The organism is Paenibacillus sp. J31P13, assembly GCF_056269295.1.
The window spans coordinates 17,122-32,261 of sequence record NZ_JBWDNR010000019.1; the positions used below are offsets into that span (position 1 = coordinate 17,122).

The 15,140-nt window shown below is 42.3% G+C and carries 19 protein-coding genes; 5 read left to right on the forward strand and 14 right to left on the reverse strand.

Annotation, left to right across the window (positions count from 1 at the left end):
* Window positions 1–157: 157 nt before the first annotated feature.
* From AC0YOD_RS28510 to AC0YOD_RS28525, 4 genes are all read right to left on the reverse strand, one after another.
* Window positions 158–856, reverse strand: a complete 699-nt coding sequence (locus AC0YOD_RS28510; RefSeq protein WP_475802731.1) for an aminotransferase class I/II-fold pyridoxal phosphate-dependent enzyme — start codon at window positions 854–856, stop codon at window positions 158–160.
* 27 nt (window positions 857–883) lie between these two features.
* Window positions 884–1,093 (reverse strand): helix-turn-helix domain-containing protein, encoded by a 210-nt coding sequence (locus tag AC0YOD_RS28515; protein WP_475802711.1) that lies wholly within the window; start codon window positions 1,091–1,093, stop codon window positions 884–886.
* Between the two features lie 10 nt (window positions 1,094–1,103).
* A complete protein-coding gene (locus tag AC0YOD_RS28520; RefSeq protein ID WP_475802712.1) occupies window positions 1,104–1,586 on the reverse strand; it encodes a DUF2975 domain-containing protein in 483 nt (160 codons plus the stop codon).
* 211 nt (window positions 1,587–1,797) lie between these two features.
* A complete protein-coding gene (locus AC0YOD_RS28525; RefSeq protein ID WP_475802713.1) occupies window positions 1,798–2,025 on the reverse strand; it encodes a hypothetical protein in 228 nt (75 codons plus the stop codon).
* A gap of 216 nt (window positions 2,026–2,241) precedes the next feature.
* Between AC0YOD_RS28525 and AC0YOD_RS28530 the strand changes: the two genes are divergently transcribed.
* Window positions 2,242–2,880, forward strand: coding sequence for a cell wall hydrolase (locus tag AC0YOD_RS28530; RefSeq protein WP_475802714.1), 639 nt, complete (start codon window positions 2,242–2,244; stop codon window positions 2,878–2,880).
* 46 nt (window positions 2,881–2,926) lie between these two features.
* On the forward strand, window positions 2,927–3,115 hold the full coding sequence (locus tag AC0YOD_RS28535; RefSeq protein ID WP_475802715.1) for a hypothetical protein: 189 nt from the start codon (window positions 2,927–2,929) through the stop codon (window positions 3,113–3,115).
* Window positions 3,116–3,289: 174 nt separating this feature from the next.
* Here the strand turns inward: AC0YOD_RS28535 and AC0YOD_RS28540 are convergent, their stop codons facing one another.
* The 7 genes from AC0YOD_RS28540 to AC0YOD_RS28570 form a co-directional block, all read right to left on the reverse strand.
* Complete coding sequence (locus tag AC0YOD_RS28540; protein WP_475802716.1) at window positions 3,290–3,757, reverse strand: GNAT family N-acetyltransferase; 468 nt, start codon at window positions 3,755–3,757, stop codon at window positions 3,290–3,292.
* Between the two features lie 108 nt (window positions 3,758–3,865).
* Window positions 3,866–4,801 (reverse strand): phosphotransferase, encoded by a 936-nt coding sequence (locus AC0YOD_RS28545; protein WP_475802732.1) that lies wholly within the window; start codon window positions 4,799–4,801, stop codon window positions 3,866–3,868.
* 269 nt (window positions 4,802–5,070) lie between these two features.
* Entirely contained in the window at window positions 5,071–5,502 is a 432-nt protein-coding gene (locus tag AC0YOD_RS28550; protein ID WP_475802717.1) for an NUDIX hydrolase, read from the reverse strand.
* 93 nt (window positions 5,503–5,595) lie between these two features.
* Entirely contained in the window at window positions 5,596–7,329 is a 1,734-nt protein-coding gene (locus tag AC0YOD_RS28555) for a glycerol-3-phosphate dehydrogenase/oxidase (RefSeq protein ID WP_475802718.1), read from the reverse strand.
* A 191-nt stretch (window positions 7,330–7,520) separates the two neighbouring features.
* Entirely contained in the window at window positions 7,521–9,011 is a 1,491-nt protein-coding gene (gene glpK, locus AC0YOD_RS28560) for a glycerol kinase GlpK (RefSeq protein ID WP_475802719.1), read from the reverse strand.
* Between the two features lie 28 nt (window positions 9,012–9,039).
* On the reverse strand, window positions 9,040–9,636 hold the full coding sequence (locus tag AC0YOD_RS28565; RefSeq protein WP_475802720.1) for a glycerol-3-phosphate responsive antiterminator: 597 nt from the start codon (window positions 9,634–9,636) through the stop codon (window positions 9,040–9,042).
* 170 nt (window positions 9,637–9,806) lie between these two features.
* A complete protein-coding gene (locus tag AC0YOD_RS28570) occupies window positions 9,807–10,172 on the reverse strand; it encodes an ArsR/SmtB family transcription factor (protein WP_475802721.1) in 366 nt (121 codons plus the stop codon).
* A 160-nt stretch (window positions 10,173–10,332) separates the two neighbouring features.
* Here AC0YOD_RS28570 and AC0YOD_RS28575 point away from each other — a divergent pair, with 160 nt between their 5' ends.
* Both AC0YOD_RS28575 and AC0YOD_RS28580 read left to right on the forward strand, forming a co-directional pair.
* A complete protein-coding gene (locus tag AC0YOD_RS28575) occupies window positions 10,333–10,494 on the forward strand; it encodes a hypothetical protein (protein WP_475802722.1) in 162 nt (53 codons plus the stop codon).
* 44 nt (window positions 10,495–10,538) lie between these two features.
* Window positions 10,539–11,183: a metal-dependent hydrolase gene (locus tag AC0YOD_RS28580; protein WP_475802723.1), complete on the forward strand. Its 645-nt coding sequence runs from the start codon at window positions 10,539–10,541 to the stop codon at window positions 11,181–11,183.
* An 83-nt stretch (window positions 11,184–11,266) separates the two neighbouring features.
* Here the strand turns inward: AC0YOD_RS28580 and AC0YOD_RS28585 are convergent, their stop codons facing one another.
* Together AC0YOD_RS28585 and AC0YOD_RS28590 are read right to left on the reverse strand one after the other, a co-directional pair.
* Window positions 11,267–12,226, reverse strand: coding sequence for an N-acetyltransferase family protein (locus AC0YOD_RS28585; RefSeq protein WP_475802724.1), 960 nt, complete (start codon window positions 12,224–12,226; stop codon window positions 11,267–11,269).
* Between the two features lie 363 nt (window positions 12,227–12,589).
* Window positions 12,590–13,504: a LysR family transcriptional regulator gene (locus tag AC0YOD_RS28590; protein ID WP_475802725.1), complete on the reverse strand. Its 915-nt coding sequence runs from the start codon at window positions 13,502–13,504 to the stop codon at window positions 12,590–12,592.
* Between the two features lie 199 nt (window positions 13,505–13,703).
* Here AC0YOD_RS28590 and AC0YOD_RS28595 point away from each other — a divergent pair, with 199 nt between their 5' ends.
* A complete protein-coding gene (locus AC0YOD_RS28595) occupies window positions 13,704–14,447 on the forward strand; it encodes an SDR family NAD(P)-dependent oxidoreductase (protein ID WP_475802726.1) in 744 nt (247 codons plus the stop codon).
* Window positions 14,448–14,763: 316 nt separating this feature from the next.
* Here the strand turns inward: AC0YOD_RS28595 and AC0YOD_RS28600 are convergent.
* Window positions 14,764–15,140, reverse strand: a 377-nt coding sequence (locus AC0YOD_RS28600) for a hypothetical protein (protein WP_475802727.1), incomplete at its 5' end; no start/stop codon positions are given.

The following is a 15,140-nucleotide window of genomic DNA, read 5'->3' on the forward strand; positions in this document are numbered from 1 at the left end:
GTTTAAGAAAAAAGGTACTGCCACCTTTATTGCGGCTCTTCATTTAAAAGAGAAAGTAATAAAAAAAGCCATCTTGAGGACCGCGAAAGCGTTCCATAAGATGGCTTTTTTATTACATTCGCTCAAAAATATTTGCTTTCTATTTTATGCTTTCTACTCATAACCGAAAAAATGGCTTAGGGGAGCTGCTTGTATACTGGGCATGTTTCAGTTCTTCGGCAATGATGCGAATGCCCTCTTCAATTTCTTGCTCATCCGTTCGAATGATGCTAAGGCGAAGCAAGTTAAGCTTAGGAAAGGATGAAAGGAACTGCTTATCGGTTGCCAGTACATCAACGCCACGATTCTCCAATCGCTTGACCAAATCTTCTGTATGAATGAAATCCGGAAGACGTATTGAAGCAAAGAGCCCTCCGCAAGATTGGATCGTATATAAGCACTCTTGGGGTAATAATCGCTTTGAGATTTCCCTTAGAAGCTTCATGCGATGATTGTACAAGGATTTCATTTGCTTCGCATGATGAGCATACATCCCCGACTTCATATAAATCTCAAACACACCGTGAGAAAGCACTGAGGTGCTCAGATCCGCCGCATGTTTATGCCATTCAAGTATAGGAATTATGGAATCTGGTACTACAGCCGCGGCAAGCCTTAATCCAGGCAGCATCACTTTGGAAAAACTTCTGAGATAAATGACATGACTAGTTCCACTATAAGCGTGAATAGGATCTGCTTTACTGTTTGTTTCCAAATCTGCAAGATAATCATCCTCAACGATGTAAACGTCATTGGCTTTAGCGAGTTCTGCCAGCCGTTGTTTGTCTTCCGCCGTGTAAGAAATGCAATATCCAATTCCTTTTCTTCAAAATGTTATTTATCACTACTCGTCACTTTTGTATTCTAAAATATCTCCTGGCTGACAATCTAAAGCCTTACAAATCGCTTCTAATGTCGATATTCGAATCGCTTTTGCCTTACCGTTTTTCAATATAGAAAGATTAGCCATCGTTATTCCAACCTTCTCAGAAAGCTCTGTAACACTCATTTTCCTTTTAGCCAACATCACATCAATATTGATAATAATTTCCATGTTATTCACCTCAGACTATTAAGTCATTTTCTGATTTTATATCAATAGCCTCTTTCAAAAGCTTTTGGAGAACAGCAGCAAAAACGGCAATCACCATAGAGGCAAAGATTAAGACCAGTCCGATTACTATGATACCTGGGGCATCGTCTTTCTCCGCTATGAGATAAAAAAGTGGCATGCCCACTGCAAACAAGCTACTGATTGTGATTGCACAGTATTTTATACTCTTTAAAGCTCGTACAGATAAATCCGAGAAAGCATTGTTCTTGTCAATATAGCATAAAAGTTTAAAAGCTTGATACAGAGCAAAGTAAAAAGGTATCGCCGCTGCATACAAATCAATTGAAACGAGATATTTCAAATAAGCACTATCTGGATACAATTCTATTGCAAAATTTGCTATCTCCGGCACCAAAAAAATACATAAAGCAAGAACTGGGATTCCAATTATAATCACAGCTATCTTTAAAAAAAGTGTTGTTCCTCGTTTCATAAAAAGCCCCTCACTTATTATTAAATTTAAATTGACTTTAACACAAGTTTTATCGTTTTACAATAAATATGTATCTAAATCGATCAAATTATTATTGTTATATATGTATCGTTCCCGATAGTTTAATAACGAAACAAGGAGCAGTTGCCGTGGCAATCTGCTCCTTGTTATGTAGATTTGGTTTTTTATCTTTTCTATTTATTGTGCTTCATTAAGCAAATTTATCTGGAAGCTCTTTAATGATCTCTTCATACTGTAGAGCAACTGCCACCTCTAAAATATGTATGGGGTTTTGATGAGCGTAAGCTACAAGCAATTCTTTAGTAAACTCGTCTTCATTTAATTTTAAACTTTTTTTCACTAATTCCATCATAGCTCTTTGATTACGAAAATTAAGCTGCTCTATTTTTTCCATTGCTAATTCAATATCACCCTGCATTGTACACACCTACTATCCGTTATCCGTGATTTTATATTATTTTCAGCAGCTATTCATTCGTTAAATATAATAATAGTTCGATGCATTTCCATTAATTCAGGGGGGGGGTATATGAGAAAATCTTAACAAGATTATCCTATTCATGCTGTGCTAGAATAAACGCTCAAAGCATTCATAAATTTACCTATTATTCGCATACGGAGGGATTTAATCATCATGTACAGACTTCTAGCTTTATTCACTCTACTCGTACTCGTTACCGCAACCACAGCAAATCACAAAGTAGATGCTTCGCCTGTCTTGAAATACGGCAGCGCGGGACAGGACATTCCGGATCTGCAGTTCCGGCTTCAGACGACCGGTTATTACAATTTGCCCATAGATAAAAATTTTGGCAAGGCCACCCGCAGCGCGGTTCAACGTTTTCAAATAAACAACGGGCTCCAGGGTGATGGAGTTGTAGGTCCAAAAACATGGGCGAAGCTCAAAAAATTGTCGGTCACAAAAGTAGAGCTTTCCATGCTTGCGCGTGTCATCTATGCCGAGGCTAGAGGTGAAGATTATAAAGGTCAAGTGGCGGTTGGTGCGGTTGTAATGAATCGCCTTCAGTCTTCAAAATTTCCGAATACCGTAAAAGGAGTCATTATGGCTCCAAATGCTTTCTCTGCCGTAAAAAATGGACAGTACTGGCTTATTCCGAATCAAACGGCATTCAAGGCGGCTAAAGCTGCTGTAAAAGGGACGGACCCGTCCGGCAATGCGCTTTTCTATTATAATCCGGCTATCTCCCAATCAGCTTGGTTCAAAACGCGTACAGCCACCAAGAAAATCGGCAATCATCTATTTACGCTTTAGGTATAACCAAGAGAGAATGGCATTTGTCTAGAACAGGAGATAAGGGATGAGCATTGACACTACGGACCGGAATCAAATTAGAATTGAATTGGTAATTGATATTATCAAAGGAATTTCTGAAAAAGAGACGATTTCGGAAGCTTTCAAAGAGAAATTAAATACTATGAGTTATGAGGATATAGGAATATTGGTTATGAATATCGTAAAAAACCGGTCTCTTGATGACATTCTTTAATTATTTTACATCCATATATTTCTCAGCCGTGGATCTTTCCAACTAACCAGCCTGGTTGTTTTGGGAAAAACCATAAAATATAGGGGGGTCAGATATGCCCCCCCTACACCCGAAACGAGCCTTTGAAGCGATTCTAGATGCTCATTTTTCTTTGATTATTTTTCTAACTGCTCCTTAGCTCAACGACTTCTTCAAGTCAATTCTTGAATAGTCTTTATTATAAGTAGTCCCGTTCTCGTTATAGAAAATAGCAGATTTTATATATGGTGCGGAAATAGCTTTGTAACCGAATTTAGTTATAAGTTTTATCATCTTTGAATTTTCTATGGGGTCAACACTAACGAACAGTTCAGAAAAACCCTCATCACTTGCCATTTTTTCACGATATCTTATCAAATCTGAACCAACGCCTTTTCCTCGATAAGATTCCTTTACATACAGATCACTTAATTTGGGACACAAACTACCTATTAACTTAAGAACACCAAATCCCAAAAATGCATTATCTTTTTCGGCAATCACCAGGTACATTTCTTTATCTTCTTGTTGTTTTAAATACCTAATAAATAAGTCCTTATTATTTCTAATTTCACATAGCCCTTTTAAATCTGTTTCATTCGCAACTCTTATTCTGTATTCCATATCCGCCTCCGAAGGAATTGATCAATCACTTGGTTTGTATCTTCATGTATGTTGATCCGTTGCTATGACTTCCTAGATATGTTCAATATGCTCGAGGCTCTGATAAATTCATTTAAACCCATCAATAAATCGCAATGCACATTGGGCATGATGTTTGGCTAGATCTTTAGCAAATTGTTGATCTGGAAATCCTCTTTGAAGCAGCTTCAAGCCACCCGAAGTTAATGATATATGGTGGTGGAACCGATAGAACAACATCCTGTGAGGATCGAGCGTATCAATTTTTAAATACCGGTAGAAATCCCCAAATCGGAACTCTAAAAAACTATGTTCATGCTCAATATCACAGAACATTGCTCCTTCGATATCGATCAAAAATGGTTCTAGTTTATCATTAACCAAAACGTGATCAGGACCCAGTTCCCCGTGAATAAACCCATATTGCGTTCTAGGTTTAATTCTTGATTCAAGCTCATACAAAATATCGAGCAGCTTGCTTTGATTGGACCCTATGTTCTCCATATGTTGAGAGGCATAAGATAACTGCACTTTCGCGTTTTCCATCTGCAAGTGATGACAATTATTCATGTTGATCCCGCTATGATTCAATTTCCCAAAGCTATGTCTTTCGTTGGTATGCATGCTAGTAAGCATATCCCCCAACCGCTGAAACACTTTATCTTGTACTCGTGAATCGGAATGGTGGAAAAAGGTTTCTGCCTTATGTCCATCTATATATTCAACGAGGGCATAATCAAAAGGGTATCGGTTTCTTTCCTTATTCAGATTATAAAGCGCGGGGGTCTGAATACCCTGCTGGGTTAAATACTTGTTGTTTAATTCAAATAAATCACTTCCATAGGATTGTTCATGTATATCTTCGTTTGCTATTTCTTCTTTAAAATAATTCATGGACATATCCCACACATACAAAACGCATGAGAATCCATTGCTGCAATCGATTTTATAGACCACCTTTTGTGCACCGCCATGCATTTTCGATACACGAGCAACTAAATAACCGGTACCAAAAACCTTCACCATATCATCCTGTAAATCGGCCTGATCGAGGTGACAAGTCATGTCCATAGAACAACACTCCCTTTTTAAGTTTTGCCGGCTACACAATAGTAAATAAAATCCAGCTAAAAGTATAGACTTTTTCTTTCTCCATTGTTATGATGTTGAATAAGTTCTCGATAAAAATAGTCATACAAAAAGCCCTTGGAATGTATTCCAAAGGCTTTTTTTTGATGAAAGGCTCAGCTACCTTCTAGTTATTGATAATGGATCAATGAGGTCATTATCAGACATTATTCCATCCATTGTCTTGGTCCTATAGTGTGGAATAGATGCTGCCTGTCATTATTTAAGGCATCCTGAATGCGTTTAAACGTAAAGTCACTAATCGGTCTAGGTAAATCATCAATCGAGCAATATCTGCACTCTAAAATCTCAGGGGAACTTGGCTCTGGTTTCTGATTATTTTCGTTATATGAGATAAAAACAAAGTGATGCATGTCATAGTTCGGGTCATAATATACGCCAGTTAGTTGTCCAACTTCGACCTTAAGCCCTATTTCCTCCAGAACCTCTCTTCTTGCAGTTTCCTGCGCTGACTCATTCTCTTCCGATTTACCACCGGGAAGATCCCAATTGTTTTTACCATAGCTGTGTTTTACCAACAAAACTTGCCCTTCCGAATTCAATATAATTGCAGCTGCACCCATTAACTTATTTGACAAAATAGTGCCCCCTAATCAAATATTGACTAACATCAATAGGACGCCAATAAATGGAAAAATGTTTCAGGGCAATTCGGAACCTTGAACAATATCTCAGCTCCGCAGCGGTTCAATCGCTTCAGTCAGCTTAATTTCAAGCTCTGCTGCATAATTCGCACGCTGCATTTTATTCCATCCAAATGTATCTGCCATCGCTTCGATAACAGGAGTTCTCCACTGCTTTACATGCTCAATTCGGAAATACAAATCTCCTGTACGGCGTATAAAGAAGTCGGACGGCTTAACCGTCATCTCTTCCTCCATTGCATACCGCAGCTGTACCGCTAATATGAGCGGCAACTGGAATGCACTCCCCCATTCCTTGGAGCTGCTCGCCAGCGCAAATATGCGATCAACGTTAGAGCCATAGCGTTTTGCAAGAAAGGCAGACTCTTCCCTGCTGAAGCCAAATTGAGCACCCTCAACTGTTTTCTGCTCTACAAATGCCTCGAGATGATCGGACCCGCCAATATCCCCACCTGAGATCGGCAGTGTTTTTGTTGTACAATTGCCGAATCTCCTATCTTTAGCTTTACCATTCCTACCATTCCCACCATTTCCGCCTCCAAGCTGACCAAATAAATCAACAACCTTGTCTACGACGGTTTCTGCCATTTTGCGATAGCCTGTAAGCTTACCTCCAGCAATAGAAATAAGGCCCGATTCCGAAACGAATATTTCATCTCTGCGTGATATCTCCGAAGGAGACTTACCCTCCTGCCCGATAAGCGGCCTAAGCCCTGCCCAGCTCGATTCCACATCTCCCTCTGCAAGCTTAAGTTCCGGGAACATGGCATTCACTGCTTTTAGAAGATAGGTACGATCCTCCACTGTCATGACTGGATTAACCGTATCTCCCTTGTAATTCGTATCTGTCGTTCCAAAATAAGCCTTGCCGTCACGCGGGATAGCAAACACCATTCGTCCATCCGGGGTATCAAAATATACAGCTTGCCGCAGTGGAAAGCGGCTCTGATCGAACACAAGATGAACGCCTTTCGTTAATCGAAGCGTCTTTCCTTTTTTGGAGCCGTCCATTTCACGTATTTCATCTACCCATGGACCCGTCGCATTAATTATTTTGTCCGCATGAATATCGAACGCCAGCCCGCTAATGGTATCCTTCACCAAAGCTCCCGTAGTGGTTCCGTTCTTATCGTAGCGTAGTGTTTCTACCTTGGCATAATTAACCGCGATAGCGCCGCATTCCACTGCTTTCTTCATCACTTCAATTGTGAGCCTTGCATCATCTGTACGGTATTCAACATAATAGCCGCCGCCCTTGATGCCATCTCGCTTAAGCAATGGCTCCTTCGCGAGCGTATCTCTCACACTCAACATTTTGCGACGTTCCTTATGCTTTACACCTGCCAGAAAGTCATAGACACGAAGACCAACCGAAGTCGACAACTTCCCAAACGATCCCCCTTTATATAGCGGAAGCAGCATCCATTCTGGTGTCGTTACATGCGGTCCGTTCTCATATACAATGGCCCGCTCCTTGCCAACCTCTGCGACAACCCCTATCTCAAGCTGCTTCAAATAACGCAACCCGCCATGCACCAGCTTCGTCGAACGGCTTGAAGTACCGGCAGCAAAATCTTGCATTTCTACAAGTGCAACCTTTAATCCCCGTGCAGCAGCATCCAAAGCAATGCCAGCTCCCGTAATGCCGCCGCCTATAATAAGCACATCTAGTGTTGATTCCGTCATTTCTCTAAGCCGTTCTAAACGGTTTTTTGAAGCAAATGTTTTTCCGCTTTCATCTTGCCTTAATGAAGCTTGCATATAGTCAGCCTCCCAGCTCTATAAAGATACCTATTCTCTACTGTTCATATCTAGTTGGTTACCCGGTTTGAACCCCTATTAAGCAAAAAAACCACTCAAACCGCTCCCCTCCCCATAAAGGGGTTTGGAAGCGGTCATCGTGGTTTCTCCTAGTCTCCAACCGTTATTAACTTAGCATTATAATAGCATAATCAGTTAGCGAAAGCCATGGCCGCTTTGACCGCACGATGCCAACCCTTGTACAGATCATCCCTTATTTCATCCTCCATAGAAGGATGAAATACACGGTCCACCTTGCGCAGCTTCGCAAGCTCTTCTCGGTTTTTCCAGAAGCCGACTGCCAGCCCCGCCAAAAACGCTGCACCCAGCGCGGTTGATTCATTCACTATCGGTCTTTCAACAGGGACGCCAAGCAGATCGCTTTGGAATTGCATAAGCAGATTATTAGCAACCGCACCACCATCTACGCATAGCGATTGAAGCTGCAAGCCCGATTCCTCTTCCATGACCGATAATACATCCTTCGTCTGATACGCTAACGATTCCAGAACTGCACGAACAATATGCGCTTTGGTCGAACTTCTTGTAAGACCAAATAATGCGCCGCGAACCTCGCTGTTCCAGTAAGGCGTCCCTAATCCGACGAATGCCGGTACTGCGTATACCCCCTCCGAGGAATCAACCTCAGCAGCAACCTCTTCTGACTCAGCAGCCGTCCCAATGAACTCAAGGCCGTCTCGCAGCCACTGAATAGCAGCACCAGCCACAAACACGCTGCCCTCAAGCGCATATTCCAGCTTGCCGTCTACCTCCCACGCAATCGTGGTGAGTAATCCCTTCTCGGATACGATGGCTTTCTCTCCCGTATTCATCAGCATGAAACAGCCGGTGCCGTATGTGTTCTTGGTATTGCCCTTTTCGAAGGCATTTTGCCCAAACAGCGCAGCCTGCTGATCGCCTGCAGCTCCCGCAATCGGAATTTCGAAGCCTAACAGGGACTCATCAAGCCGACCATACACCTCAGAGGAAGAACGAACCTCCGGCAGCATGATAGGCGGAATATCTAAAATCCGCAGCAGTTCTTGGTCCCAGCTTCTATTATATATATTAAACATGAGCGTCCGCGACGCATTTGTCACATCCGTTACATGAACACGTCCCCCGGTAAGCTTCCAGATCAACCAGGTATCTATTGTTCCAAAAAGCAGCTCACCCTTCTCCGCTCTCTCCCTTGCGCCATCCACATGCTCAAGCAGCCAGTTTACCTTCGTTCCAGAGAAATAAGCATCTATCAACAAGCCTGTGCGTTCATGAATGGTTTCGGTATAACCTTCCGCTTTCAATTGCTCACAAATATCCTTCGTTTGACGAGATTGCCAAACGATTGCGTGATAGATCGGCTCCCCACTCGACTTATCCCAGACTACTGTCGTTTCACGTTGATTGGTGATGCCAATGCCGCCAATTTGCTCCGAGGTAATTCCTGTTTTCGCTAGAAGCTCCTTCATAACCTTTTTCGTTGATTCCCAAATAAACAAAGCATCTGCTTCCACCCAGCCTGAGTGCGGATAATAGAGCGGAAGCTCCTCGCTCGTCATATCGATAATGATACCGTTGCGATCTACTAATAATGCGCGTGTACTCGTTGTGCCTTGATCTAACGCCATGATATAGGTCTCCATCATTTCACTCCTTCTCCAGCTGTAATGGCTATGTTAAAGTCTTCCACAAATTTTTCTGCGAGGTAGTAATAGCGGAAGCACCTGCGTCCAGCGCTTGCTTAATGTGCTCCTGTGTCCTAATCAGCCCTCCCGCAATAACGGGGATACCGCTGCGTGCTTTCACTTCTTGAATCATATCCGGAATAACACCGGGAAGCACTTCAATATAATCAGGACGGTTTTTGTCCAAAAGGGTATAGCTTCTCTCCAGCGCGTCGGTATCAATAAGAAATAAGCGCTGAATCGCAATCAATCCATTTTGCTTCGTACGCCCGATAACGCTTGCACGAGTGGAAATGATGCCTGCCGGCTTAATAGATTGACAGAGGAATTCAGCCGCATATTCATCATTTTTCAGCCCATCAATGAGATCCGCATGCAGCAGCACCTTTTTCTCATGCTGCTTGGCTAGATCCACAATAGGTTTCAACTGACCCAAATGTCCCCCCAACAACACCATGTATGAAAAGGGGGATGCAAGAACCGCCTCCACGTCCTTCAGCTTATGTACAGCGGGAAGTACGCTCTGACCGTTAAGCAATAACGACATATCCGACACCTCTTCGTTTATATTAGCCGCTTTCATTCTCAATATGCCAGATTTCATGCTTGTTGACAATAGAATAGAGAGTATCATATAAATGACCAATCTAGCACAACTTGTACCTCTATCAAAAAAAAGCTAACCCGATTTCTGTGAACCAGCAGGCTAGCTTTATTTTACTTATTATTATTTTTATTTGCAGTTAGCTCCCATTATTCATGCTTAAGATGCTGAAGCGTCAGCTTGAAAATTTGTTCAACATGATCATCATCAAGGGAGTAAAATACGGTTTTGCCAACCTTTCTGCGCTTTACGATTCGTAAGTTTCGAAGCAGTCGCAGCTGATGCGAAATCGCCGATTGTCCCATTCCAAGCACTTGCGTCAAATCATGTACACAGAGCTCTGACTGTTGAAGCGCATGTATCATCTTCACTCTTGTTGGATCACCAAGCGCCTTGAACAAGTTCGCAAGGTCCGAAGCCGTTGTTTCATTTATGAGATTGCTTTTCACATTTTCTATATTTGCCTCTGTACCCCCGCATGTATCATCACAAGCAACAGTAACATGATTATCCATGATCATCCCACCAACTCTATTTGTCCTAAAGCACATTATAGCATGATTTTAAAGCGTTCGCTTTCCATGCCTTAGCTTTATCCTCTATAATTAATATTGCACACTCTACTTCAATAGGCATATATTGCTGAAAAAGCTGGCACGGAGGTTATCACTCATTATGCTTACCCTAAAAGAAAAGCTTTACCTGCTCCAACTGCTCAAAGAAAAAAATCGCAAACGCATATTCAGCTTCGGCAAAAAAGACCCCTCTCACGACCGCCTTGTGGAGAAGCTCGAACAAATGATTCGCAATGAGCAGGTAAATCGGGAACAATTGTAAGCCGCACTCATCCCTTACTCACACGTTCAGACACAGGAGGCAATATGACAGGAAAGACTCATCTCGCAATTGGGGTGGCTGTTGGCGCAGTCGCATCCATCAATTATCCCTTCACCTTTCAAAATGCTGCTATCTTCATGGCCGTCGCAGGCTTCTCGGCATTAACTCCCGATCTTGACGGTCCAAGCATGCTCAGCAGCAAGCTTGGCAAGCTCTCGAAGCTAATACGCGAGCTCACGTTATGGACGGGCTGTTTGCTCGCCGGCATGATTATTTATTATTTTTTAACGGAAAAATCACTCTCTCCTACCTACATAGGCATCGCTGCCGCCGTCTTCCTGCTTGGCCTCGTTGCAAAGCAAGGCGTCATTCGAAATGTGCTGGTTAGCATCGTTGGATTCTCGGTGATCTTTGCGGGATACACTTATGAAATGAATTGGCTGATGGGCTTTGGTTTATTCGTGGCATGGGCGCCGTGGCTGAAGCACCGAGGCATGACTCATACGATATGGGCTATACCGATTTGGGGCTCCATTGGCTGGGGGCTTGAAAACCAACTGCAAGTAGAAGGTATCGCAATTGTCTCTATGCTGGGGTACTTCTCCCATCTTGCAGCGGACACACTAACGCCAAGCGGTGTCAAATGGCTCTATCCGTTGACGAAGAAATCATTTAAAATTCGTCTTTAATCTAATATTACAAACAAAAGCAGAATGCCTCTCTCGGCAGCTGCTTTTGTTTGTTTTTCGACTATATTAAGCCTATCCTCTTATTAATCAAGTGATCGAATCATCTGATAATAACCAGGGACAGGCTTGAAGCCCAGCTTACGATTAATCGTAAGCATTGGAATATTCAAGGAATCGTTATTAGTGCGAATATACCGGAATCCACGTTGAGCAGCTCCAATTATGGAACGCTGCTTGAGTGCTGAAGCAATACTTTGTCCGCGATAGTCAGCATCGACACAGGTATAGTCATTGTAGACACTTTGCGTCTGTTCAAAAACTAATAGATCCACGACGCCAACCGGACGATCACCATCCAGTGCTACCCATACAAGCGAACGGTCAAAGTCCGGTCGATCTACTTTACGCATGCGCCATTCGCTATACCACATGTATTCTCCCTCAAAACCAGGGATATCCCCATGTGTTTTTCGATAGAGCTCATAGATCCGATTTTCCATATCCTCGCCGGATAAATCCGCCAAAGAAGCTATTGTTATTTCAGCATTTGTTGGAGCAATGGGCTGGTCCGTGATTGTTGGAACAAGCTCCCCCAGTTCAATGACTGATTCAAACAGATGACGTTCGGTTGCGAACCCGCGAGCAGCTGCGAATGCAATCGACTCCGGCTCGTCATCTCGAACGTCAAAGACGATCCGATCCGCTCCCACTTCCAGCGTATAAGCCATAAGCGCCTCATAAATTTCCTGACCCGCTCCGCGTCCGCGCTCCTCACGATTCACAATGATTTGCTCGTACAACACGCCCGGTGGCGACCAAGGAGCCCGCCAAGCATGACCGTAACCGATCATCTTCCCCTCATTGTTCTCTGCAATCAATCGCAAACGATCATGTCCTGTCAGCTTTCCATTCTCATCACGGCTAAGCGAGCCTTTCAATGGGATCATGGCATCTTCCTCCATCATCCGCTCTACCGTCACCAACTCGGAATAATGAGCGCTCATAAGACGTGAAGCATCCTCGTAATCATTTGGCACAAGCATTTTACGAATAATAATACTTGATCATCCTCTCCAGTAAATCTCTTTTACAATTAAACAATTCTATTTACTTTAACTGTAAATTCTGAAGCATGACTAAACAAGGTAATGTTTGATTTAAACCATTTTGTTGGAGAGGAAGGTTGTATGCCTTACAGTTATATGAACGTAAACCACAGTACGAAGCAAATCAGAGACTATATTATTCCGAGTAAATCTTAGTTCATTCTGGGAATCCAACCCCTAACTTATCGTCCTCCCTATTAGAAATTACATATTATTTGTAAAATAGCTAAATTATATATCGTATATATTATGTAACGAGTTTGGTGAATTCTATGGTTGGTCAGCCAGCACCGCACCTGCTCAAATTAATTTGGTAAGCTCTGATAAGTCCTTTTTGAAACGGTTCATGAAATTTTTGGATACGAGTGTGGCATTTTTCCCTTTAGGCTGAATGAGTCCCAAATACACAGAGCTTTGCCCCGGCAAATCGAGATCTAGAATAACCGCATGCTCTCGAATGGAGGGCGACTCGCTCACAAATGAATAGTTTAGTCCAATGGTAACCGCTAATTGATTGGTAAGTGCTCTGCTGATCGAATCTCGGTTATTTGTTGTAAATAAAATATCTGCTGAACCAAATAGAGCTTGAAAGTCCTCCATAAACCATTTGACGTAATCATCATTATATAAAACTAAAGTCTGCTGAATGATTTCTTCGGCTGTAATCGTTTTGTTACGCGCTAAGGGAGAATCCTTACTGACTGCCGCTACCATCTTAACCGCCAGCAGCTGTTCAACGGAAAGGCTCATATGATCTAGAAGCCGATTCTCAAATAAAATAATAAAGCCTAAATCAGCTCTGTTATGAATGATGTCATCGATGATTTCTTGCGAACCTTTTTCGACGATTTCCATTTTAATATGAGGATAGTCTTTCTTGAAGTTGATTGCGGCATTCTCTAATAGAGATGTTGGGCCTGGAATGGTAGCTAATCGCAAAGTACCCTCCAAAGAATTAGAGTAACCTTGAGTGATTTCTTTTAATTCTTCATATTTGTTAAGCAGTTCATAAATCTTATTAATAATAACGATACCTTCAGTTGTGGGAACTGCTCCCGTGCGAGAACGTTTCAGAGTAACAACACCCCATTCTGCTTCAAGGCTGGAGATGGCCTGGCTAATCGTCGATACGGTAACATGTAAATTTTGAGCAGCACCTGAGATCGAACCTGTCTTCACAACCTCAACAAGATACTCCAGCTTTTCTATATTCATAGACGACAACTCTCCTTTATTTCAATTTTATTGAATCATTATTCAAAATGTTTAAATATATCATAATCTGCAGCAGTGTTAAGATAAAACCAAGACAATAATCCAATCTAATCCATGTATGTAGAGTTACTATGGCTATTTTTGGACAAACTATACGAGCCAATCAGGGCTTAAAATGATGAAATGGAGTGTTCAACCTATGAGATTTAATTCGAAAGTTGCTATCGTTACAGGTGGAGCAAGCGGAATTGGAGAAGCGACTGTCCGCTTATTCGCGGAAGAAGGCGCTAAGGTCGTCATTGCTGATTTTGCTGATCGGGGACAGGACGTTTCCGATCAATTAAATAAAGAAGGTTTTGATACCCTATTTATTAAAACGGATGTGACCAAAGAGGATCAAGTCATCCATATGGTAAATGAGACGGTAAATAAATATGGTAAGCTCGATATATTGTTCGCAAACGCAGGTATTGCAAAAGACGCCCCCGCTGATCTATTAAGCGTGGAAGCTTGGCAAAAAACGATCGATATTAACTTGACTGGCGTATTCCTATGCGATAAATATGCGATTAAGCAAATGCTTGCACAAGGTAATGGAGGCTCCATCGTGAACTGCGGCTCCATTCATAGTCATGTCGGTAAACCTAGTGTTACTGCTTATGCTTCAGCTAAAGGCGGTGTTAAGCTTCTAACCCAGACGCTGGGTGCAGATTATGCCACAAGAGGGATTAGAGTTAACGCCATATGTCCCGGATACATTGACACGCCACTCATCGAAGGAAGAAGCGAAGCGATTACGCAGCATCTCGTCGGGCTTCACCCTATGGGTCGTCTAGGCAAACCCGAAGAGGTTGCCAAAGCGGTTCTGTTCCTAGCAAGCGATGACGCATCCTTTATTACGGCAACTAGCTTGCTTGTTGACGGCGGATATACGGCTGTCTAATTTCATACATCCTTGAACTAAGCCTGGATACCGAATATCATAATTGGAAGCAGTATTGATCTTATAGAGAGATCAAAGAAGGACACAGAGGAGAGTACTATGAAGAGCACAGAGGGTACCTTAAACGGTACCCTCTTTTTGTCGAGAAAGTCTCGGTAGCTTGAGAGCTGGTTTTTAGCTCTATTTTCTTCAATTTGGTTAGTTGCGTCAGATTAGAGCTGGTTTTTAGCTCTATTTCCTCCATTGTGGTGGTTATGAGCCCAGTTTCAGCGTAAACAGACTTCATAGAACTAATTTCTAGCTCTATTTCATTCATTTAGGTTAGTTTCGCCAAAATAGAGCTAGTTTCTAGCTCTATTTCCACCATTGCGGTGGTTATGAACCCAGTTTCAGCGTAAACAGGCTTCATAGAGCTAATTTTTAGCTCTATTTCTCTCATTTTGGTTACTTTCATCAGATTAGAGCTAGTTTTTAGCTCTATTTCCTCCATTGTAGTGGTTATGAGCCCAGTTTCAGTGTAAACAGGCTTCATAGAGCTAATTTTTAGCTCTATTTCTCTCATTTTGGTTACTTTCATCAGATTAGAGCTAGTTTCTAGCTCTATTTCCACCATTGCGGTGGTTATGAACCCAGTTTCAGCGTAAACAGGCTTCATAGAGCTAATTTTTAGCTCTATTTCTCTCATTTTGGTTA

Excerpts from the sequence above, each read along its gene's own strand:
- AC0YOD_RS28515 (WP_475802711.1), bottom strand. The coding sequence starts at position 1,093 with ATGGAAATTATTATCAATATTGATGTGATGTTGGCTAAAAGGAAAATG.
- AC0YOD_RS28520 (WP_475802712.1), bottom strand. The coding sequence starts at position 1,586 with ATGAAACGAGGAACAACACTTTTTTTAAAGATAGCTGTGATTATAATT.
- AC0YOD_RS28525 (WP_475802713.1), bottom strand. The coding sequence starts at position 2,025 with ATGCAGGGTGATATTGAATTAGCAATGGAAAAAATAGAGCAGCTTAAT.
- AC0YOD_RS28530 (WP_475802714.1), top strand. The coding sequence starts at position 2,242 with ATGTACAGACTTCTAGCTTTATTCACTCTACTCGTACTCGTTACCGCA.
- AC0YOD_RS28535 (WP_475802715.1), top strand. The coding sequence starts at position 2,927 with ATGAGCATTGACACTACGGACCGGAATCAAATTAGAATTGAATTGGTA.
- AC0YOD_RS28540 (WP_475802716.1), bottom strand. The coding sequence starts at position 3,757 with ATGGAATACAGAATAAGAGTTGCGAATGAAACAGATTTAAAAGGGCTA.
- AC0YOD_RS28545 (WP_475802732.1), bottom strand. The coding sequence starts at position 4,801 with ATGGTGAAGGTTTTTGGTACCGGTTATTTAGTTGCTCGTGTATCGAAA.
- AC0YOD_RS28555 (WP_475802718.1), bottom strand. The coding sequence starts at position 7,329 with ATGCAAGCTTCATTAAGGCAAGATGAAAGCGGAAAAACATTTGCTTCA.
- glpK (WP_475802719.1), bottom strand. The coding sequence starts at position 9,011 with ATGGAGACCTATATCATGGCGTTAGATCAAGGCACAACGAGTACACGC.
- AC0YOD_RS28565 (WP_475802720.1), bottom strand. The coding sequence starts at position 9,636 with ATGAAAGCGGCTAATATAAACGAAGAGGTGTCGGATATGTCGTTATTG.
- AC0YOD_RS28570 (WP_475802721.1), bottom strand. The coding sequence starts at position 10,172 with ATGGATAATCATGTTACTGTTGCTTGTGATGATACATGCGGGGGTACA.
- AC0YOD_RS28575 (WP_475802722.1), top strand. The coding sequence starts at position 10,333 with ATGCTTACCCTAAAAGAAAAGCTTTACCTGCTCCAACTGCTCAAAGAA.
- AC0YOD_RS28580 (WP_475802723.1), top strand. The coding sequence starts at position 10,539 with ATGACAGGAAAGACTCATCTCGCAATTGGGGTGGCTGTTGGCGCAGTC.
- AC0YOD_RS28585 (WP_475802724.1), bottom strand. The coding sequence starts at position 12,226 with ATGCTTGTGCCAAATGATTACGAGGATGCTTCACGTCTTATGAGCGCT.
- AC0YOD_RS28590 (WP_475802725.1), bottom strand. The coding sequence starts at position 13,504 with ATGAATATAGAAAAGCTGGAGTATCTTGTTGAGGTTGTGAAGACAGGT.
- AC0YOD_RS28595 (WP_475802726.1), top strand. The coding sequence starts at position 13,704 with ATGAGATTTAATTCGAAAGTTGCTATCGTTACAGGTGGAGCAAGCGGA.